The 20276-nt window shown below is 66.3% G+C and carries 23 protein-coding genes; 10 read left to right on the top strand and 13 right to left on the bottom strand.

What is annotated here, in order from left to right; translation table 11 throughout:
- Positions 1 to 31: 31 nt before the first annotated feature.
- Entirely contained in the window at positions 32 to 535 is a 504-nt protein-coding gene (locus CRT60_RS29055; protein ID WP_098739934.1) for a hypothetical protein, read from the top strand.
- Positions 536 to 579: 44 nt separating this feature from the next.
- Here CRT60_RS29055 and CRT60_RS29050 read toward each other — a convergent pair whose 3' ends face one another.
- Positions 580 to 1236 carry a GNAT family N-acetyltransferase gene (locus CRT60_RS29050; RefSeq protein WP_098739933.1) on the bottom strand — a complete coding sequence of 219 codons (657 nt, stop codon included), beginning with the start codon at positions 1234 to 1236 and terminating at the stop codon, positions 580 to 582.
- A gap of 236 nt (positions 1237 to 1472) precedes the next feature.
- Here CRT60_RS29050 and CRT60_RS36310 point away from each other — a divergent pair, with 236 nt between their 5' ends.
- Complete coding sequence (locus tag CRT60_RS36310; RefSeq protein ID WP_161958131.1) at positions 1473 to 1634, top strand: hypothetical protein; 162 nt, start codon at positions 1473 to 1475, stop codon at positions 1632 to 1634.
- On the top strand, positions 1631 to 1801 hold the full coding sequence (locus CRT60_RS36550; protein ID WP_158285618.1) for a hypothetical protein: 171 nt from the start codon (positions 1631 to 1633) through the stop codon (positions 1799 to 1801). Before CRT60_RS36310 ends, CRT60_RS36550 begins: the two co-directional genes overlap by 4 nt.
- Positions 1802 to 1890: 89 nt before the next feature.
- Here CRT60_RS36550 and CRT60_RS29045 read toward each other — a convergent pair whose 3' ends face one another.
- From CRT60_RS29045 to CRT60_RS29030, 4 genes are all read right to left on the bottom strand, one after another.
- A complete protein-coding gene (locus CRT60_RS29045) occupies positions 1891 to 3237 on the bottom strand; it encodes a globin-coupled sensor protein (protein ID WP_098739932.1) in 1347 nt (448 codons plus the stop codon).
- Between the two features lie 353 nt (positions 3238 to 3590).
- Positions 3591 to 4481, bottom strand: a complete 891-nt coding sequence (rpoH, locus tag CRT60_RS29040) for an RNA polymerase sigma factor RpoH (RefSeq protein WP_098739931.1) — start codon at positions 4479 to 4481, stop codon at positions 3591 to 3593.
- 716 nt (positions 4482 to 5197) lie between these two features.
- Positions 5198 to 5608, bottom strand: a complete 411-nt coding sequence (locus tag CRT60_RS29035) for a Ros/MucR family transcriptional regulator (RefSeq protein ID WP_098739930.1) — start codon at positions 5606 to 5608, stop codon at positions 5198 to 5200.
- Between the two features lie 34 nt (positions 5609 to 5642).
- Positions 5643 to 5918: an HU family DNA-binding protein gene (locus CRT60_RS29030; protein WP_012974184.1), complete on the bottom strand. Its 276-nt coding sequence runs from the start codon at positions 5916 to 5918 to the stop codon at positions 5643 to 5645.
- A 435-nt stretch (positions 5919 to 6353) separates the two neighbouring features.
- Between CRT60_RS29030 and CRT60_RS29025 the strand changes: the two genes are divergently transcribed.
- A complete protein-coding gene (locus CRT60_RS29025) occupies positions 6354 to 7346 on the top strand; it encodes a TerC family protein (protein WP_098739929.1) in 993 nt (330 codons plus the stop codon).
- Between the two features lie 56 nt (positions 7347 to 7402).
- Here the strand turns inward: CRT60_RS29025 and CRT60_RS29020 are convergent, their stop codons facing one another.
- From CRT60_RS29020 to CRT60_RS28995, 6 genes are all read right to left on the bottom strand, one after another.
- The gene (locus CRT60_RS29020; protein WP_098739928.1) at positions 7403 to 7861 is read right to left on the bottom strand and encodes a hypothetical protein; all 459 of its coding nucleotides are present in this window, start codon (positions 7859 to 7861) and stop codon (positions 7403 to 7405) included.
- A 1-nt stretch (position 7862) separates the two neighbouring features.
- Positions 7863 to 9815 carry an acetoacetate--CoA ligase gene (locus CRT60_RS29015; protein ID WP_098739927.1) on the bottom strand — a complete coding sequence of 651 codons (1953 nt, stop codon included), beginning with the start codon at positions 9813 to 9815 and terminating at the stop codon, positions 7863 to 7865.
- A 242-nt stretch (positions 9816 to 10057) separates the two neighbouring features.
- Complete coding sequence (plsY, locus tag CRT60_RS29010; protein WP_098739926.1) at positions 10058 to 10657, bottom strand: glycerol-3-phosphate 1-O-acyltransferase PlsY; 600 nt, start codon at positions 10655 to 10657, stop codon at positions 10058 to 10060.
- Positions 10658 to 10661: 4 nt separating this feature from the next.
- The gene (locus CRT60_RS29005; RefSeq protein ID WP_098739925.1) at positions 10662 to 11957 is read right to left on the bottom strand and encodes a dihydroorotase; all 1296 of its coding nucleotides are present in this window, start codon (positions 11955 to 11957) and stop codon (positions 10662 to 10664) included.
- Entirely contained in the window at positions 11957 to 12931 is a 975-nt protein-coding gene (locus CRT60_RS29000; protein ID WP_098739924.1) for an aspartate carbamoyltransferase catalytic subunit, read from the bottom strand. The genes CRT60_RS29005 and CRT60_RS29000 overlap by 1 nt, the downstream gene beginning before the upstream one ends.
- A 57-nt stretch (positions 12932 to 12988) precedes the next feature.
- The gene (locus tag CRT60_RS28995; RefSeq protein WP_098739923.1) at positions 12989 to 13876 is read right to left on the bottom strand and encodes a transcriptional regulator GcvA; all 888 of its coding nucleotides are present in this window, start codon (positions 13874 to 13876) and stop codon (positions 12989 to 12991) included.
- A gap of 171 nt (positions 13877 to 14047) precedes the next feature.
- Here CRT60_RS28995 and CRT60_RS28990 point away from each other — a divergent pair, with 171 nt between their 5' ends.
- The 6 genes from CRT60_RS28990 to CRT60_RS28965 all read left to right on the top strand — a co-directional run bounded on the left by CRT60_RS28990 (position 14048) and on the right by CRT60_RS28965 (position 18536).
- The gene (locus CRT60_RS28990; RefSeq protein WP_098739922.1) at positions 14048 to 14287 is read left to right on the top strand and encodes a DUF1127 domain-containing protein; all 240 of its coding nucleotides are present in this window, start codon (positions 14048 to 14050) and stop codon (positions 14285 to 14287) included.
- Positions 14288 to 14290: 3 nt separating this feature from the next.
- Entirely contained in the window at positions 14291 to 14740 is a 450-nt protein-coding gene (locus tag CRT60_RS28985) for a GFA family protein (protein ID WP_098739921.1), read from the top strand.
- The gene (locus CRT60_RS28980; RefSeq protein ID WP_098739920.1) at positions 14737 to 15150 is read left to right on the top strand and encodes a GFA family protein; all 414 of its coding nucleotides are present in this window, start codon (positions 14737 to 14739) and stop codon (positions 15148 to 15150) included. Before CRT60_RS28985 ends, CRT60_RS28980 begins: the two co-directional genes overlap by 4 nt.
- 206 nt (positions 15151 to 15356) lie before the next feature.
- Positions 15357 to 15704 (top strand): cupredoxin domain-containing protein, encoded by a 348-nt coding sequence (locus tag CRT60_RS28975; protein WP_098739919.1) that lies wholly within the window; start codon positions 15357 to 15359, stop codon positions 15702 to 15704.
- Between the two features lie 75 nt (positions 15705 to 15779).
- Positions 15780 to 16622: an FTR1 family iron permease gene (locus CRT60_RS28970; RefSeq protein WP_098739918.1), complete on the top strand. Its 843-nt coding sequence runs from the start codon at positions 15780 to 15782 to the stop codon at positions 16620 to 16622.
- Between the two features lie 114 nt (positions 16623 to 16736).
- Positions 16737 to 18536 (top strand): monovalent cation:proton antiporter-2 (CPA2) family protein, encoded by a 1800-nt coding sequence (locus tag CRT60_RS28965; protein ID WP_244592827.1) that lies wholly within the window; start codon positions 16737 to 16739, stop codon positions 18534 to 18536.
- Here the strand turns inward: CRT60_RS28965 and CRT60_RS28960 are convergent.
- Positions 18533 to 19330: an ABC transporter ATP-binding protein gene (locus CRT60_RS28960; protein ID WP_098739916.1), complete on the bottom strand. Its 798-nt coding sequence runs from the start codon at positions 19328 to 19330 to the stop codon at positions 18533 to 18535. The genes CRT60_RS28965 and CRT60_RS28960 overlap by 4 nt on opposite strands.
- Complete coding sequence (locus tag CRT60_RS28955; protein ID WP_098739915.1) at positions 19327 to 20223, bottom strand: ABC transporter permease; 897 nt, start codon at positions 20221 to 20223, stop codon at positions 19327 to 19329. Before CRT60_RS28955 ends, CRT60_RS28960 begins: the two co-directional genes overlap by 4 nt.
- Between the last annotated feature and the right edge of the window lie 53 nt (positions 20224 to 20276).

The raw sequence follows: 20276 nt of genomic DNA, 5'->3' as shown, positions 1-20276 counted from the left end.
TGTTCCTGCAACCGGATGAAGGAGCATCGGCATGTGCGGGACGGTGGAAGAGGGGCGGTATTCGCCTTGGATGGTGGCGGACCTGACAACCGCCGAACGGGCGCTGCTGACCGGTGTGCGCCAGTGGTTCCGCGCCGGCACCGCCGGGGCGATGGCATCGATGCGCATCGGACTGAATGTGGCCGGCGTGCCGAACACCGCACTGCTGCCGCTGTTCGCCCTGCTCGGCACCTTTGCGGTGGCCGGCGCCCGCAGGCCGGAGATCCGCTGCCCGGCCTGCAGCCGGATCAGCATCGACGAAGCCGCCCTGCTTGATTCCCTGGCCGCGGTGCAGGGTGGCGATGCGGAGGTGGCGATACAGCTGTTCGACCGCTGGCTGCCGCCGGTCGCACTGCTCATGGCGACCGACGCGATGGCCGAACTGGGCGGAGTGCTGGATGGTGCGCGCATCTTCCTGCCGCGCCGACGGGCGGCGCGGCTGGTGACGTCGGCAAACAGCCCGACCATGGGCGATATGGCGATGGCGGCCGAATAAGCGGCGGCCGAACAGATGGAGATGGATAGAAGGCTGAGCAGGGGTCAGTCGCCGGCCATCTTCAGGCTCTGGTTGCGGTCCGAGGGGGTGCCGGCCACGCCACTGGCTTCAAGCAGCCGTTTGTGCAGGAGCCACTGGTCGATGGCGACGCGGACGAGCCGGCCTTCCGGCGTGTGGTAAAGGAACTGCCCGCGCTCCCGCCCGCAATGTTCATAGCCGAGCCGTTCGTAAAAGGGCAGCACGCCGGCATTGTCGCGATCCACCCCCAGTTCGGCGAAGGGCACGCCGCGCTGGATCACCACCCGTTCGGCTGCCCGCACCAGGCGGATACCGATGCCGAGGCCACGAAAGGGTTGGAACACCCGCAGTGCCCATAGGGTCGCACGGCCGCTCGGCCGCTTGCGCAGGAAATCGATGCAGATCTGGCCGGCCGGAAAACCGTTGACGTCGGCCAGCAGCATGGCACCGTCACCGCGTTCCTGAAGACGGAAAGCGCCGGCGATGATTTCGCGATGGGGGGTGTGCAGGCCGTACCATTCGAGCGTCGGCAAATCCTCCTGCCTTGCCGGACGGATGGTCAGCGGCAACCCAAGCTTCTCGCTGTTCCCGCCTTCGCTGCTGTCCTCCTCTGCCGTATCCAGTTCGAAGTGAGCGGTGGTGGCTGTGCCGCAGATGCCGACGCGGCGTTGTGCTGTTGCCATGATGCCGATGCCTCGCAGGTTTTTTCCCCGCACTGTGCCGCCGATGGATCGGAGGGCGGCTTCGCTGACAACCCTACACGCCATGCGGACGTTCCCACGCTGCGCGGTTGGGATAAGGCTTTCGGAGGGTTACCCCTTTTCTGCATCTCCATGTAAAACAAATAAAATTTGATTCTAATTAATACCAGAAGATTGTCGGTGGTGTTCTGAAGAGGGCTGGCACTTATGGATGAAAGATGACCAATGAAAACGGCAGGGAGTTGAAGGCCGGAAGTCTTATTGACGTTATAGGACACCGTTTGATAAGTCTGTGGGCAGAGACAGGTTTTCTCTATCGCATGAAGAATAAAACAATTTTACCTAAAATACGCACCATTGGGCGGGGGATTGAATCATGACGAGAATCGTCAATCTGGGACGGACTGGTTTATTCGTGGCGATGCGCGGTGGAGTTATGACCAGCCTGGGCGGTCACAGCCATTGGCGCAGCGCGGACGAGGTTCGCCGCGCCGCGCTGGCGGAGAATATTCCGGTCAGCGATCTCGTGGTCCGCACGCTGGCCTGAGCGGTCGCGTCGCGGCCGAGCCTGGACAATGAAAAGGGGCGCGTTCCTGGGAACGCGCCCTTTTCTTCTAACCTGCACCGTGAAACGGATCAGCCGGCGCGGACGCGGGTCAGGAAGCGCTCGACCTCGGACCTCAGGGTTCCCGACTGGCGCGACAGTTCGTTGGTCGCCTCCAGAACCTGGCGGGCCTCTTCACCGGCGTTGTTGGCCGAAGCGTTCACCGCGACGATGGTTTCGCTGACCTCGCGGGTGCCGATAGACGCCTGCTGCACGTTGCGGGCGATCTCCGTCGTGGCAGCGCCTTGCTCTTCCATGGCCGTGGCGATGGAGGTGGAGATCTCGTTGATGCGGGCGATGGTGCCGGAGATGGACCGGATGGCCCCGACGGCCTCCTGGGTCGCCCCCTGAACGGCGCCGATCTGCGAATTGATCTCCTCCGTCGCCTTGGCGGTCTGGTTGGCGAGGCTCTTCACCTCGCTCGCCACCACGGCGAAGCCCTTGCCGGCCTCCCCGGCACGCGCCGCCTCGATGGTGGCGTTCAAGGCAAGCAGGTTGGTCTGGCTGGCGATGTCGTGAATCAGCTTGACCACCTGCCCGATGCGGCTGGCGGCGTCGGCCAAGCCCTGCACGGTGGCGTTGGTCCGCTCGGCCTCGGTCATCGCGGCGTTGGCGATGGCGGCCGACTGGGTCACCTGATGGCTGATTTCGCCGATCGAGGCGGTCAGCTCCTCCGCCGCCGCGGCGACGGTCTGGATGTTGACCGAAGCCTCTTCGGCGGCGGCGGCGACCTGTGTCGACTGCTCGCTGGTGGTTTCCGCCGTGCGGCTCATCGCCTGGGCGGTGCCCTGAAGCTGCTGGGCGGCACTCGCCACCGCCTGGACCACACCCTTGACTTCGCGTTCGAAGCTGTCGGCGGTGCTGCCCAATTCCCGCGCGATGATCGCCGCGGTGTTCAGGTCGATATAGACGGAGGTGGCGAGGTCCATGTCCAGGAACACCGCCTTGTTGATCGCCTGGAGTAGCTGCGACAGCTTTTCCGGCTTCTTGCGGTAGATCTGGGCCGCCAGCTCGATCAGCTTGTTCAGGGTGAAGCAATAGGCGCCGGTGTACCAGCGCGGTTCGAGTCCGATGCGCTGGTGGGTCTGGCCGATCTTCAGGACCTGATTGACGTAGGCCTCGTCGAAGGTGCCGGTGAAGACGTTGCGCAGCCAATGCTGCTTCTGCAGGTCGCGGGCGCGGCCGGTCACCGCCGGATTGACCAGCATCGGCGCAACCTGCGGCACGGCGCGCAGGTAGCCGTAGAACTCTTCCAGAATTTGGTCGATGCGCTGCGCCAGATAGGGCTGGAATTCCCGCAGGGTTGCCTTCGTCGCCTCGTCGATGCGCAGGAAGGTGATGCGGTCGATGATCGATTGAGTCTGGGCAGCGTTCGACATGGAGCCCTCTCCCATTTGTGATATGACTAGCGTACTAAGAATTGGCGAAAATGCAATCTTTCCCGCGGGCCGCACATCATGCGCAGGCATTCGTAACTTTGAACCTGTCACTTTGTCGCATGACATCCTTAAGCGGCAGAAAACGCAACGGATTGCGGCCGGTCGGGATCGACACCGAAACGGTCCATAAAAGAAAAAGCCGGCGGGGCCATGGGCACCGCCGGCGTGAAGGTTACAGGTCTGGAGGCAACAGGCGGGCTACAGCCCGCTGGAACGATGCGGCGCACGGCATAGCCGGTCCCGCATATGACCCGTCCGGCAGCGCGGCAGCCGGACGGGAGAACGATGTCCGGTCAGGCCACCATCGGGGCGACCGGGCGGCGCAGGGCCTGCGCGGCGCTGAGCACCGCCTTCTGGAGCTTTTCGAAAGCCCGCACTTCGATCTGGCGCACCCGTTCGCGCGAAACCGAGAATTGCTGGCTCAGCGCTTCCAGGGTCGAGGGGTCGTCCTTCAGGCGGCGTTCGAAGAGGATGCGGCGTTCGCGGGCGTCCAACCGGTCCAGCGCCTGTCCGACCAGCCGGCGGCGCAGCGCCAGTTCGTCGGCCTCGGCCAGCATTGCATCCTGGGTGGGCCGGTCATCGGCCAGCAGTTCCAGCCAGTTGGTTTCGCCATCGGACGAGAGGGTGGCGTCGAGCGAGCTGTCGTTGGCGGCGAGACGGCGGTTCATCTCCACCACCTCGGTCTCCGGCACGTCCAGTTCGGCGGCGATGGTGGCGACGGTCTCCGGCGACAGGTCGCCCTGCTCCAACTCGGCCATCTGGCTCTTCAGGCGGCGCAGGTTGAAGAACAGCTTCTTCTGAGCGGCGGTGGTGCCCATCTTCACCAGTGACCAGCTGTGCAGGATGTATTCCTGGATCGCCGCGCGGATCCACCAGGTGGCGTAGGTGGCGAAGCGGAACCCGCGCTGCGGATCGAATTTCTGGGCCGCCTGCATCAGGCCGACATTGCCCTCTGCGACCAGATCGACCAGTGGCAGGCCATAGCCGCCGAAGCCGCGGGCGATCTTGATGACGAGGCGGAGGTGGCTGCCCACGAGCTGTTCCAGGGCCTGCGGATTTCCGCGCTCGCGCCAGGCGATGGCGAGGTCACGCTCGACATCCGGGGCAAGGATCGGGAAGCGCTTCGACTCCTCGATGTAGCGGGTCAGGCTGGCGTTTTCACCGGTCAGCAGTTTCTTCAGCACGCGATTGCCTCCTCTCCAACGCTTCCCGGAACGGCCTCTTTTTCAAGGCCGGCCCGGTCGGGGCCCATGGCGGGAATCGCCTTAGAGGCGATGATCCATTGGCGGACGCAGGAATATCGTCCGTCTCTATCGGCTCTGGCCGGCTTTGGTTTATAGTGGGGTCTGTATTTTGCCTGGCGTCTTAAGGAACTGCGTCCTTTTGACACTGTTAATGTGGCCGCAGAAATGCGACCGATCAACCCTGTAAAGGGCGTGTTCCGGGTGTTTTTCGGCGTATACCCACGCTCTTCTTCCACCCGCACCGGCAGTCTGGAGGAGGGGGCATTTCTATGACCCTTGACCTTCGGCCGGGTGACTTACGGGCGAGCGGTTCATCCCCAATCGGCCGGTCGAACTTAGGACCGAACAGCATCGCCATACCGCATCTGCGAAAGGGAACGGAGGCAGGCAGTCCCCCGGTCGACCGGATTGGCGGGAGGCGGCTATGCCTCTGCGATGAGGATGGTGATAGAACCGCCCGTGGTCACTCAACCATACCGGAACCCTAGATGGGAAGGCCGATCCACTTCGCCACCCGAACATTGGTCATATGACGACAATGGGCAACGAGGTAGCCCGGGCGGAGTGAGGCGGCGTCGAATGGAGCCGGGTGTGGGCAAAGAAAAAGGCGCGTCCCGAAGGACGCGCCCGATCGAGCAGCGATGGACGGAAGGCCGTTATTCGGCCGCCGCACGCTTGCGGCCAAGCCCGAGCTTGGTCGCCATTTCCGAACGCGCCTTGGCATAGTTCGGGGCAACCATCGGGTATTCCGGCGGCAGGCCCCACTTGGCGCGGTAATCGTCCGGCGTCATGTCGTAGACGGTCTTCAGATGCCGCTTCAGCATCTTCAGCTTCTTTCCATCTTCCAGGCAGACGATGAATTCCGGCGTGACCGACTTCTTGATCGCGACGGCCGGGACCAGTTCGGCCTTGGCCGGGGCCGGCTTGTCGTCGCCCAAATTGCGGAAGGCGATCTGGACGCTGTTGATCAGCGTGGGCAATTCCTGGACCGGCACCGAGTTGTTGCCGACATAGGCGGCAACGACCTTGGCGGTCAGCGATTGCAGTTCGGTTTGATCGATGGTCATGGCTGCGATCCCTTGTGACGCGGATGCGGGCGGATCAGCCGTTCACCAGATCGCGCAGCTGCTTGGCCGGCTTGAACTTCGGAGCCTTGGAGGCGGCGATCGCCACGACTTCGCCGGTGCGCGGGTTGCGGCCTTCACGGGCGGCGCGCTCGGCCACCTCGAAGATGCCGAAACCGGCCAGGCGCACATCTTCGCCGCGGCCCAGCGCGCCGGAGATGCCCTCGAACACGGCCTGAACGACCTTGGCCGCGTCGGCCTTCTTGATGCCGGCGTTGGTGGCGACGGTTTCGATCAGCTCGGCCTGGTTCATGCAAAACTCCATTTGTTCGGTTTGGTTTCGGTTTTTCGGAGTTATTGGCAGAATGGCACCATCCGCACAAGAGCGAACACAGATCGGGCAACCGTTGGTGTTTTTCTTGCGCGTCATTCGTTCGCCATCTGTGGCGTCGCTGCATCAAGTACCGGGTCCGGATGGCGTTTCGTTCGCCGCCGCCGCAGATTTCCAGGGGTTCGGCATCTCAGCCACGCTGTCGGGGCTGCGACTCGCAAAGGTCAGCGAAAGATGCTGAGCGGTGCTTTTGCTTGGCAGCTGCGTTCGCTCCTTATCGCGGTCTTGACCCGCGGCAGAGCGACACCATCTGCTGGCAAGTTCGGGTCCGGGCCCCTCTGGCGATCGAGGCGTCGATCGTGATGTCGGAACCGCTTGATCTCTCCGCTCACGCAGCGTCATCAAGTGGGTTTTGCGATGGACAGTTTGTTAGCGACTGTTTTTCTCGAATTTTTGGGAAAACCGGTCTGGATTTGGTTGGTATTCGTCGGCATTGTCCTGACCCTTCTGGTGCTGGACCTGGGTGTTCTGAACCGCCGCGACCATGTCATCGGCGTCGGCGAGAGCCTGAAGCTCTCCGCCTTCTACATCGCGGTCGCCATGCTGTTCGGCGGCTGGGTCTGGTGGTCGATGGGCGGCGAAGCCGGCTTGCAGTATTACACGGGCTTTTTCGTCGAAAAGAGCCTGTCACTCGACAACGTCTTCGTCATATCGCTGATCTTCAGCTATTTCGCCGTGCCGCGTGAATTGCAGCACCGGGTGCTGTTCTGGGGCATCCTGGGTGTCATCGTGCTGCGCGGCCTGATGATCGGCGCCGGTGCGGCGCTGGTGTCGGAATTCCACTGGATTCTCTACGTCTTCGGCGCCTTCCTGCTGCTGACCGGCATCAAGATGCTGTTCGCCAAGGACGAGGAGACCAACCTGGGCGAGAATGTCGCGCTCCGGTTCGTGAAGCGCCACATCCGCGTCACCGACCGCTTCCACGGCCATCGCTTCCTCGTCAAGGAACCGGTGGGCGACAGCGGCGCGATGCGCTGGACGGCGACGCCGCTGCTGCTGGCGCTGATCATGGTCGAACTGGCCGATCTGGTCTTCGCGGTGGACAGCGTGCCGGCGATCTTCGCCATCACCACCGACCCGTATCTGGTCTATACCAGCAACATCTTCGCCATCCTGGGCCTGCGCGCGCTGTATTTCGCCCTGGCCGCGATGGTCCACCGCTTCCGGTACCTGAAATACGCCCTGGCGCTGGTGCTGGTGTTCATCGGTGGCAAGATCTTCTACACGCAGGTCTTCGGCAAGCCCGACCCGCTGATCGCGCTGGGCGTCACCTTCGCCCTGATCGGCGGCGGCGTGGTGGTGTCGCTGTGGAAGACCAGCCGCGAAAACAAGGCGGTGGCGGCCGAGTAACCGCGACGTTCGACGCTGGGGGGGGCGGCATGCCGGTGCCGCCCCTTCCGTCATTCTCAGAACCCCAGCTTCGCCAGTTCGGCGATGCTGTCCGCGGCAGTCCGGTGGAGGATGAAGCGTCCGCCGGCCGCTTCCCAAGGCTCGCGGGCCTTGTCGCGGTCATCGACCAGGATGGCGTCGGGAGTGGCGTAGCGGGCCTTGTCGCGGGCCATGCAGGTGATGACCGGGACGTCGGCCCCCAGCATGCGGGCGACCCAGCGCGTCTTCTGCTCCGGCGCCCAGCTGCCGAGCGGCAGGCCGGTCAGGATGGTCGGCCGGTGCGGCGCGCAGAAGCTCCAAAGCTCCTGCGCGTCGTGCATGAATTCCAGCGTGCCGAAGAAGTCGGCATGCCGGGACAGCGCCCGCCACATCTCCTTCATCGCCAGCTGTTCCGGCCGCTTGCCGGTGACCGCGACGACGCCGCGGTCGAAATCGGCCAGCACGCCGTCGAGGTCGAGGAACAGCGGCGGCGCCATGTCAGGCCCCGCTCAGTTCCGTCCGCTCGCGGAACTCGTCGAGCGCCTGCGGGTTGGACAGCGCCTCGGTGTTCTTGATCGGCCGGCCGTGGACGGCGTCGCGCACCGCCAGCTCGGTGATCTTGCCGGAGCGCGTGCGCGGGATGTCGGTGACCTGCACGATCTTCGCCGGGACATGGCGGGGCGAGCAGTTGTCCTTGATCCGCTTGCGGATGGTGGCGGCCAGAGCCTCGTCCAGTTTCATCCCCTCGCGCAGCACGACGAACAGCACGACGCGCACGTCGCCATCCCATTCCTGGCCGATGCAGACCGCCTCCATGATTTCCGGCAGCTGCTCGACCTGGCGGTAGATTTCCGCCGTGCCGATACGCACGCCGCCGGGGTTGAGCACCGCGTCCGAGCGGCCGTAGATCACCCAGCCGCCATGCTCGGTCTGCTCGATGAAGTCGCCATGGACCCAGATGTTGGGGAAGCGGTCGAAATAGGCGGAGCGGTATTTCGAGCCGTCCGGATCGGCCCAGAAGCCGATGGGCATGCTGGGGAAGGGGCGGGTGCAGACCAGTTCGCCCTTCTCGCCGCGGACGGCATGGCCGTTGTCGTCGAAGGCCTCGACCGCCATGCCGAGGCCGCGCGTCTGGATCTCGCCCTTCCACACCGGCGAAATCGGGTTGCCCAGCACGAAGCAGGACATGATGTCGGTGCCGCCGCTGATCGAGGCGAGATGGAGGTCCTGCTTGATCGAGCGGTAGACGAACTCGAAATTCTCCGGCATCAGCGGCGAGCCGGTGGAGGCCAGGGCGCGAACGCTGGCGAGAGAATGGGTCTTCATCGGCTCCAGCCCGGATTTCTCCAGCGACTGGATGAACTTGGCCGAGGTGCCGAACAGGGTCACCTGCTCCGCATCGGCATAGTCGAACAGGATGTTGCCGGTGGGGGCGAAGGGCGAGCCGTCATAGAGGACCAGCGTGGTGCCGCTGGCCAATCCGGTCACCAGCCAGTTCCACATCATCCAGCCGCAGGTGGTGAAGTAGAACAGCCGGTCGCCGGGCTTGAGGTCGCAGTGCAGCCGGTGTTCCTTCACATGCTGAAGGATGGTGCCGCCGGTGCCGTGGACGATGCATTTCGGCTTTCCGGTGGTGCCGGACGAATAGAGGATGAACAGCGGGTGATCGAATTCGACCCGTTCGAAGGTCGGCTCGGCCACCGGATGGGGCGCCATGAAGTCGTGGAAGCCGACGGCGCCGGGGATCGCCGACAGGTCGGGATCCTTGTCGACATAGGGGACGATGACGGTGGCGACGACGGTCGGCAGGTCCTTGAGGACTTCGGCCACCTTGGCGCGGACGTCGTGGCTCTTGCCGTTGTACCAATAGGCGTCGGGAGCGAAGACCACCTTCGGCTCGATCTGGCCGAAGCGGTCGGTGATGCCCTGGATGCCGAAATCGGGCGAGCAGGACGACCACACCGCGCCCAGGCTGGTGGTGGCGATCATCGCCGCCAGCGTTTCCGGCATGTTCGGCATGATGGCGGCGACGCGGTCGCCCTTGCCGACGCCCTTGGCCTTCAGCGCCTGCTGAAGGCGGGAGACGGTGGCCTTCAGCTCCGCCCCGCTCCAGCGGACCTTCACCTTGTCCTCGCCCCAGAAGACGACCGCAGTGTCGTCCGGCGCGCCGGCCAGCAGGTTCTCGGCATAGCTGAGACGGGCTTCCGGGAACCAGCGGGCGCCCGGCATCCTGTCGCCGTCCAGCAGGTCGACGGCGCCGAGATCGCCGGTCAGCCCGGCCCATTCCCACAGGAAGCGCCAGAACCGCTCCTTCTCCGCGATCGACCAGTTGTAGAGCGCGTCGTAATCGTCCAGCCGCAGTCCGAATCGCGCATTCGCCGCCTCGCGGAAGACGGTCAGGTTGGCCTGCGCGATGCGCTCCTCACTCGGGCTCCACAGCGGAGTGTCCATTCTCGGTTCCCTCAGCGTCTCGTTTTCGACCGGCCCCAGCGGCCGGCTCTCCTGCCGGGTTGCTTGTTCGTGCCCCGGATTGCCATGCAGCATAGCGCATGGCCGCACCGGTTGTCTGCGCCCGGGTGGGCGAAATCGGATAGGGCGGCAGAGGGCAAGGGTAACGGAATCAAGGCGCTGCAAACGAAAAGGGCGGGGAGTTTCCTCCCCGCCCTCCTGTCACCTGTCTGCCGGATTGCCGGTCAGGCGGCCTTCTTCTTGCCGGCGCCGATCTTCGGCTCCTCGCCTTTCAGCAGGCGCCGGATGTTCGCCTCGTGCCGGATGAAAACCAGCACGGCGATGAACAGGCAGAGGCCGGCGACCAGCGGTCCGCCGAAATACCAGCCGGTCAACGGGCTGACGCCGAGAGCCGTCAGCGCCGACAGCGACGAGATGCGGAACAGCGCCGCCATGACGATCCAGGTCAGGCAGGCCAGCAGCCCGACCGGCCAGCACACGGCCAGCAGGACGCCGATTGCCGTGGCGACGCCCTTGCCGCCCTTGAAGCCCAGCCAGACCGGGAAGCTGTGGCCCAGCATGGCGCCGCCGGCGGCCAGAACCGCCGCCTCCGGTCCGGCCCACCACAGGGCCAGCAGGGCCGCGATGGCGCCCTTGCCGCTGTCGAGCAGCAAGGTCGCCAGCGCCAGCGGCTTGTTGCCGGTGCGCAGCACGTTGGTGGCGCCGATGTTGCCGGAACCGATCTGGCGGATGTCGCCCAGACCGGCCATCCGGGTCAGCACCAGCCCGAAGGGGATCGAGCCCAGCAGGTAGCCCAGCAGGGCGGCAAGCACGAGGATAAGCACCGGATCAGCCCTCCGCCTGCCAGACGGTGCGGCCGTCGACGACGGTGCGCAGCGGCCGGCCCTGGACCGGACGGTTCTCGAAAGGCGAGTTCTTCGACTTCGACTTGAAGCGGCTGACGTCGATCTGCCACGGCACGTCGGCATCGAAGACGACCAGATCGGCCGGCCCGCCCTTGACGATGCGGCCGAGCGGCAAGTCGAGGATGGCCGCCGGGTTGGCGGTGACGCAGGCCAGCGCCTTCAGCAGCGGCATCCTGCCCTTGTGCACCAGTTCCAGCGTCAGCGGGAACAGGGTCTCCAGCCCGATGACGCCGGGGGCGGCCTGGGCGAAGGGCAGGCGCTTCTGGTCCTGGTCCTGCGGCACATGGTCGGACGCGATGGCGTCGATGGTGCCGTCGGCCAGCCCCTCGACGATGGCGCGGCGGTCCATCTCGCCGCGCAGCGGCGGCGACACCTTGGCATAGGTGCGGTAATCGCCGACGTCGGTCTCGGTCAGGGCGAAATAGTGCGGAGCGGTATCGCAGGTCACCGTCAGCCCGCGCGCCTTGGCGCGGCGGATCAGGTCGACGGATTCGCCTGTGGTGACGTGGGCGAAGTGCAGGCGCCCGCCGGTCAGCTCGGCCAGCCGCAGGTCGCGCTCGATCATGATGATCTCGGCCTCGCGCGGGATGCCGACGAGGCCGAGGCGGGTGGCGATCTCGCCGGAATTCATCATGCCGCCCGACGCCAGCGAAGGCTCTTCGGGGTGCTGGACGATCAGCTTGCCGAAGGTCTTGGCGTAGCTGAGCGCCCGGCGCATGGTCTTGGCGCTGACGATGGCCTTGGTGCCGTCGGTGAAGGCGACCGCGCCGGCCTGCCCGAGCAGGCCCATCTCGGTGATCTCGTTGCCTTCGGTGCCGCGGGTGGCGGAGCCGTAGGCGAAGACCTTGACCAGCTTCACCTCGCGGGCACGCCGCGCGATGAACTCCAGTCCCGCGACCTCGTCCAGCACCGGGTCGGTGTTGGGCAGCAGCGCCATGGCGGTGATGCCGCCGGCCGCCGCGGCGCGCGACGCGCTCTTGATCGTGTCCTTTTCCTCCTCGCCCGGTTCGCCGATCAGCACCCGCATGTCGACGAGGCCGGGCGCGAGGCACTGGCCGGCGAGGTCGATGACCTCCGCGCCTTCGGGCGTGGAGTCGTTGAACAGGCCGGGGCCGAAATCGGCGATGGTCTCGCCATCGATCAGCAGGTCGCCGCGCTGGTCGAGGCCCGTCGCCGGATCGAGCAGGCGGGCGTTGCGGTAGACGGTACGGCTGCTCATCAGACGGCTCCCGCAAGGTCGGACTGGCGGCGTTCGCGGGTCAGAAGGTCGAGCACGGCCATGCGGACGGCGACGCCCAGCTCCACCTGATCGAGGATCATCGAGCGCTTGAGATCGTCCGCGACCTCCGAATCGATCTCCACGCCGCGGTTCATCGGACCGGGGTGCATGATGACCGCGTCGGGCTTCGCCACCTCCAGCTTCTCGTAATCGAGGCCGTAGAAGTAGAAGTATTCCCGGGTGGAGGGGACGTACTGGCCGCTCATCCGCTCGGTCTGCAGGCGCAGCATCATCACCACGTCGGCGTCGCGCAGTCCGGCCTTCATCGAATGATGGACCTCGACGCCCAGCCGTTCGATCTGCGACGGCAGCAGGGTCGGCGGCGCCACGCAGCGCACCCGGGCGCCCATGGCGTTCAGCAGGTGGATGTTGGAGCGCGCGACGCGGCTGTGCAGGATGTCGCCGCAGATCGCCACGATCAGCCCGTCCAGCCGGCCGAGGCGGCGGCGGATCGCCAGCGCGTCGAGCAGGGCCTGGGTCGGGTGTTCGTGGTGGCCGTCGCCGGCGTTGATGACGGAGCAGTTGACCTTGTCGGCCAGCAGTTTGACGGCACCTGAATCGGCGTGGCGCACCACCAGCGCGTCGAGGTGCATGGCGTTCAGCGTCATCGCCGTGTCGATCAGGGTCTCGCCCTTCTTCACCGAGCTGCTGTCGGTCGACATGTTGATGACGTCGGCCCCCAGCCGCTTGCCGGCCAGCTCGAAGCTGGTGCGGGTGCGGGTGGAGTTCTCGAAGAACAGGTTCACCTGCGTGCGGCCGTCCAACAGGTTGGACTTCTTCACGGGGCGGCGGTTCTGCTCGACATAGCCATCGGCGAGGTCGAGAATCTGGGTGATCTCGCCAGCCCGCAGCCCCTCGATTCCGAGAAGGTGGCGGTGCGGGAAGACCGTGTCGGGGGGCGGGTTCGCGCTCATGGCCGCGGACTATAGGAGCGGTCCGTTACGCCCGCAAGCCGCTCCATGCGAAGGGTTTCACACCGCTCCCGCTTCCTCGAACAACCAGTCGTAGAAGGCCTTCACCTTGGGCCGGGAAAAGTAATGCTGCGGTGCCACGACGTAATAGGCGAGGCTTCCAGGCAGCCGCACATCGAACAGGCGGACCAGCCGCCCGGCGGCGATGTCGTCGGCCACCAGCACGCCGCGGGCGAGTGCTATGCCATGGCCGTTGATCGCCGCCTGGAGGGTGAAGGACGAATCGTCGAACCGCAGGCCGCGTTCGGTGTCCACGCCCTCGATCCCCGCCACCCGGCACCACACCGCCCAGGAAATGTTGTAGTCGTCGTGCAGCAGCGTGTGGTGCCGCAGATCCTCCGGATTAACCAGCGGCCGCTTGCCGGACAACAGGGATGGATGGCCGACCGGGAAGATGTCCTCGGTCAACAGCCGCTCCACCCGCAGATCCGGCCACAGCCCATTGCCGAAGCGGATCGCCAGATCGACGTCATGCCGGGCGAAATCGACCACCTGCGCCGTGCTGTGGACCCGCACGTCCATATCGGGATGACGCTTTTGGAAGCGGACCAGCCGCGGCACCAGCCATTTGGACGCGAAGCTGGGCATGGTGGAGATGGTCAGCGTGCCGCTGCTGTCGGCGCGGATCAGCCGGTCGGTCGCCTGGGACAGCGTGTCCATCGCCTCGCGCACCGGCGGCAGGTAGCTCTGCCCGGCCTCGGTCAGCGCCAGCGCCCGGTTCATTCGGCGAAACAGCGGTAATCCGAGCCACTCCTCCAGCGCCTTGATCTGGTGGCTGACGGCGGCCTGCGTCACATGCAGTTCCTCGGCGGCCTTTGTGAAGGAAAGATGGCGGGCGGCGGCTTCGAAGGCGCGGAGCGCGTTCAGCGGGGGCAGGCGGCGGGACATGGGGCAGTTATGGACCGGAGGTGGATTCGGATTAGCAAAGCTAATCGATTCTATGAGAAAGCGTCGTTTGTCGGCAAGCGTCCCGTGCCCCATTCTCAGTTTCACAAACGATCACTGAACGGAGCGGCGAGGCCGATGCCCCGCTCCCCATCCAGCGAAGGAAATGGAATCATGGCAAAGGGAACGCAGTCGCAGTTTTCCGCCGCAGAGCTGTTCGTCGCCAAGCCGGTGCAGGCCAATCCCGGTCTGGGCGGGCGCGTGGTGTCGCTGTTCGACCGCCTCGCCACCTGGAACGAGCGCCGCCGCCAGCGCCGCGCGTTGGAGGCCTTGCCCGACCACCTGCTGTCGGACATCGGCATTTCCCGTGCCGACGCCGACTATGAGGCCGAGAAGCCGTTCTGGCGGGGGTGAGCGATGACCGACGCCACGGCAGGGGGAGAGCGGGTCTGGACCGGCGGCTGCCTGTGCGGCGGCGTGCGCTATGCCATCGACACGCATCCGGAGCCGATCTCCTTCTGCCACTGTTCCCAATGCAGGCGCCAGCATAGCCATGTCGGCGCCTACACCGGCCTGCCGCGTGCGGCGTTGCGTCTGCTGAACGACGCAACGCTGACATGGTATGCCTCTTCCGACCGGGCGCGGCGCGGCTTCTGCGCGCGTTGCGGTGCCGGGCTGTTCTGGGAGGCGCTCGACCAGGGCGATGCCGAGGATGGACCGCGCATCACCGTGACCGCCGGCAGCCTGGACGATGCGTCGGCGCTCCGGGTCGAGCGTCATATCTTCGTCGACCACAAGGGCGCCTATTACGACATCGGCGACGACGGCATCGAACGCCGGGCCAGCACGGGAGAGACGGTGGAATGAGCGGACAGGGCAGGGCACTTTCCGGGGGTTGCCTGTGCGGTGGCGTGCGCTTCCTGCTGGCCGAGCGGCCGGACGGGGTGGTGACCTGCCATTGCGGCCAATGCCGCCGTTTCCACGGTCATATCGGCGCCTACATCACCGTGCCGCGCGACACCGTCACCTTCGATGCCGACGCGACCCTGTCCTGGTATCGCTCCTCCGACATCGCGGAGCGCGGATTCTGCGGCCGCTGCGGATCGTCGCTGTTCTGGAAGGGCGACGGCAAAAGCGAGATCGAGATCGCCGCCGGCAGCCTGGACCAGCCGACCGGGCTGACGACGCTCCGCCATGGCTATGTCGCCGGCAAAGCCGATTACTACGAGATCACCGACGGGCTTGAGCAGTTTCCGGCTTCGTCGGAACCGGAATAGGCGCGCCGGGATTTCAGGCACGGAAAGTTGCCAGGGACAGTTGGCAGGGACAGTTGTTTGTGGACGGCCGCATTCCTGCCGGGTGCGCGTTTCCGTCGCAGGTGCGTTGCGGAGCCTGAGGGTGCCTTTTCATTTGACCCTGGATGGCTGGGGTGAGAATGATTTTCAGAAGCAAAAGGCCCACCAGCCCCTGAGGTTTTCCGCGAATGCGCCGTGTTTCCCTGCTGTCTGCCGCCTGCGCCATCGCCATGTCCGGCGCGGTTTTTCTGAACGCCGCTCCGGTCCGGGCCGACGATGCGATCACCATCGTCATCAAGGATCACAAGTTCGAACCGGCCGAGGTCAAGGTGCCTGCCAACAAGCGGGTCACCCTGCTCGTCGACAACCAGGACGCCACGTCGGAAGAGTTCGAAAGCGGCGAGATGAAGGTCGAGAAGATCGTCGGCGGCCGCAAGCAGATCAAGGTCATGGTCGGTCCGCTGAAGCCGGGGCGCTATCCCTTCTTCGGCGAGTTCCACGAGGCGACGGCGCAGGGCGCCGTGATCGCCGAGTGACGCAGTCTTAAGACCGTTCGATGCAGTCTTAGGGCGCAGTCTTATGCCAGAGACCGCCCAGCACCGGAGACGACCATGCTCGCCAGTCTGATCATCGTCTTTCGCGAGGTCCTCGAAGCGGGCCTCATCGTCGGCATCGTGCTGGCCGCCACCCAGGGGGTGGCCGGACGCGGCCGGTGGATCGCCCTCGGCATCGTCGGCGGCATCGTCGGGTCCTGCGTCGTCGCCGCCTTCGCCGACGGCATCAGCTCGCTGTTCGCCGACACCGGGCAGGAGCTGTTCAACGCCACGGTCCTGCTGATCGCCGTCGTCATGCTGGCCTGGCACAATGCCTGGATGGCGCAGCATGGCCGCGAGCTGGCGCGCGACATGAAGGCGGTCGGCCATGCGGTAAGGAGCGGCGAGAAGTCGCTGGCTGCACTGGCCATCGTCATCGGCGTCGCCGTCCTGCGCGAAGGGTCGGAGATCGTCCTGTTCCTGACCGGCATCCTGGCGTCGGAAGAGGGCGGAATTGCCACCGTGGCGGCGGGTGGGCTGGGAGGCGTGGCGCTGGGCGGGCTGGTCTCGGTCCTGCTCTATGCCGGGCTGGTGCAGATTCCGACACGGCACCTGTTCGCCACCACCACGTGGCTGCTGACGCTGCTGGCCGCCGGCATGGCCGCCACCGCGGTCAATTTCCTGGCGCAGGGCGGCATGCTGAATGCCGGCGGAACCGTGCTGTGGGACAGCTCGGCCATTCTGCGCGACAACAGCCTGATCGGGCAGGCGCTGCATGTTCTGGTCGGCTACACCGACCGTCCGACCGAGGCGCAGCTGATCGCCTATGTCGGCGTGGTCGCCGGCATCCTGCTGCTGACCCGCTGGGCGGCCGGCAATTCGCCGTCGAACCGGTCGCGGGTTGCGTCCGCAGCGGAATGATCAATAGCATGAAGGTGTAGGGCCGGGCCGGCGGTCAAGCGTCTGGCCTTGCCCGTTGAAATCGCGTCATAGTGCCGCTGCGACAGTCGAGCGGCGGGGAATATGGCGGAGCTTGTGACGTTGGTTGTGCTGCTGGCGGCGATGGTGGTCGCCGTGCCGGTGGCGAAAAGGTTCGGGTTCGGCGCGCCGCTCGGCTATCTCGCCGCCGGACTGGCGGTGGGGCCTGCGGGCCTTGGGCTGGTGACCAATGTGGGGGCGATTGCCCACGCCTCGGAACTCGGCGTCGTCATGCTGCTGTTCCTGATCGGGCTGGAGTTGCGGCCCGCCCGCCTGTGGGTCATGCGGAAATCGGTGCTGGGGCTGGGCGGTGCGCAGGTCGCCGTCACCGGTGCTGTGATCGCTGCGCTGTGCGGCTGGGGGCTGGGGCTTGCCTGGCCGACCGCGGTGGTGCTGGGCTTCGGCTTCGCCCTGTCCTCAACCGCCATGGCCCTGCCGATGATGGCGGAGCGCGGTCTGCTCGCCAACCAGTCCGGGCGCAACGCCTTTTCAATCCTGCTGTTCCAGGACCTCGCCATCATCCCGGCGGTGGCGTTGCTGCCGCTGCTGGGCAGCGGCTCCGTTCCGCATGCCGACGGCGCCTGGCTGGCCGTGGCCAAGGCGGTGGTCGCGGTGGCGCTGGTGCTGATCGGCGGGCGCTATCTGCTGCGGCCGATCTTCCATGCTGTCGACCGTGCCGGCGCGCCGGAGATCTTCACGGCCACCGCCCTGCTGATCGTCATCGGCACCGCCGTGCTGATCCAGGAGGCCGGCCTGTCAATGTCGTTGGGCGCCTTCATGGCCGGCGTCCTGTTGTCGGATTCGGAATACCGGCACGAGGTGCAGGCGGACATCGAGCCGTTCGAGGGGCTGCTGCTCGGCCTGTTCTTCGTTTCGGTCGGGATGGGGGCGGATGTGCCGACACTGATGGCGCACCCGATCCGCTTCCTCGGCCTTGCCATGGCGTTGCTGGTGGTGAAGGGGGCGGTGCTGCTGGTGCTGGCCCGCATCGCCGGCGTGCCCTGGGCCGGGGCGGGGCGGATGGCGACGGTGCTGAGCCAGGGCGGCGAGTTCGGCTTCGTCCTGTTCGGGCTGGCGGTCGGCGGCGGTGCGATGGCGGGGGAACAGGCGTCGGCGGCCATGCTGGTGGTCACCCTGTCGATGCTGGCGACCCCCTTCCTGTTCGCGGCGGAGGAACGCTGGTTCGCGCCGCGCCTGATGGCAGGCAAGCCCAAGCGCCCGTTCGATACCCCGCCCGACGAGAATCCGCCGGTCATCATCTGCGGCTTCGGCCGGGTCGGGCAGGTGGTCGGCCGCGTGTTGCGGATGCGCGGCATCGCCTTCACCGCGCTGGAGAGCAGTGCGGCGCAGGTCGACTTCGTCCGCAAGTTCGGCAGCAAGGCCTATTACGGCGATCCGACGCGCGTCGAGCTTCTGCGCGCCGCCGGGGCGGAGAAGGCCAGTGTGCTGGTGGTGGCGCTGGACGACATGGAGCAGTCGCTGCGGGTGGTCGAGATGGCGACCCGCCATTTCCCCAACCTGACCATCTTCGCCCGCGCCCGCAACCGCCGCCACGTCCACCATCTGATGGACCGCGGGGTCACCCACATCGTGCGCGAGACCTTCGACAGCAGCATCCGGCTGACCGGCGACGTGCTGCGCCAGATGGGCATGGCGGAGGGCGAGGTCACGCGGACGCTGGAGACCTTCCGCGCCCATGACGAGCGGACCCTGGTCCGCCAGCACGCCGTCCACAATGACGAGACCAAGCTGATCCAGACCTCCCGCGATGCCGCCGCCGAGCTTCAATCGCTGTTCGAGGCGGATCGCGAGGATGCCGTGCAGGGAGAGGCGGAACCGAGAACCGCCAGCGCCTAACCGATCAGCAGGCTGTCGTCACTGATTTCCGCCCCGCCGCGCTGCCTGGCGAACAGCGCGAGCAGGTGCGGCACATCGAGCCCGGTGCGCTCCTCCCCCGCCACGTCCAGCACGACGCGGCCCTCGTGCAGCATCAGCGTGCGGTCGCCATAGTCGAGCGCCTGCCGCATCGAATGGGTGACCATCAGTGTGGTCAGGCGGTTGTCGCGGACGATGCGGCGGGTCAGATCCAGCACGAAATCGGCGGTGGCGGGATCGAGTGCCGCGGTGTGCTCGTCCAGCAGAAGGATCTTGGAACCGGCGAGCGTCGCCATCAGCAGGCTGACCGCCTGACGCTGGCCGCCGGACAGCAGGCCCATGCGGTCGTGCAGCCGGTTCTCCAACCCCAGGCCCAGCGCCGCGATGCAGTCGCGGAAGCCCTTGCGGCGGTCACCGCCCAGCGCCGGTGCCAGACCGCGGCGGCGTCCGCGGGCGGCGGCGAGCGCCATGTTCTCCTCGATGGTCAAGGTGGCGCAACTGCCGGCCATCGGGTCCTGGAAGACACGGGCGACCAGACCGGCGCGGCGCGGCGTGTCCCAGCGGGTGACGTCGGTGCCGTCGATGGAGATGCGCCCCTGCTCCGCCAGCACGTCGCCGGCCAGCGAGCCGAGGAAGGTGGATTTGCCGGCGCCGTTGGAGCCGATGACGGTTACGAACTCTCCTTCGGGAATGGTCAGGTCGACGCCGCGCAGCGCATGCTTTTCCAGCGGCGTGCCGCGCCCGAAGGTGACGTGGATGTCTTCGACGACGATCATCGGGCGGCTTTCGTGCTGCGGCTGGCCTTCGCCTTCAGGCGCGGCAGGATCAGGGCGACGGCGACCAGCACCGCGGTCACCAGATTGAGGTCGGAGGCCTGTAGCCCGATGGCGTCGGCCGACAGTGCCAGCTGCACCGCGAGACGATAGAGGATCGACCCGGCGACGCAGCCGACCAGCGCCAGCGCCAGCGCGCGGGCGGGCAGCACCGTCTCGCCGACGATCACGGCGGCCAGCCCGACGACGATGGTGCCGATGCCGGTGGTGACGTCGGCGAAGCCGTTTGTCTGGGCGAACAGGGCGCCGGCCAGACCGGCCAGGGCGTTCGACAGGGCGATGCCGGCATAGACATGGGCGTCGGTGTCGACGCCTTGCGCCCGCGCCATCCGTGCATTGACGCCGGTGGCCCGCATCGCCAGCCCGAACTCGCTGCCCAGGAAACGGGCGAGCAGCAGCACGACCGCCGCGACGATGATGCCGACCACCAGCGGACGGACGATGTGGTCGGGGATGCCCAGCCCATAGAAAGGAGTCAGCACGGTGTCCTGCATCAGCAGCGCGACGTTCGGCCGGCCCATGACCCGCAGGTTGACCGAGAACAGCGCGATCATCGTCAGGATGCTGGCGAGCAGATGCAGGATCTTGAAGCGGACGTTCAGCGTCGCCGTGACCAGCCCGGCCGCCGCACCGGCGAGTGCCGCCGCGAGGCTGGCGAGCCATGGATTGACCCCGGCGATCAGCAGCACCGCGCAGACGGCCGCCCCCAGCGGAAAGCTTCCGTCCACCGTCAGGTCGGGGAAGTCCAGGATGCGGAAGGACAGATAGACGCCGATGGCGACCAGCGCATAGACGAGGCCGATCTCGATGGCGCCGAAGAGGGCGATTTCAGTCATTGCGGTGCTTTTGAAAGGGCTTTGCGGGGGAGCGCTCCGCTCCCCCCTGACGA

This window comes from Azospirillum palustre (assembly GCF_002573965.1).
GTDB classification, from domain to species: Bacteria; Pseudomonadota; Alphaproteobacteria; order Azospirillales; family Azospirillaceae; genus Azospirillum; species Azospirillum palustre.
Note: the sequence above shows the minus strand (reverse complement) of the source record. Positions and strands in the feature narration are given on the sequence as shown.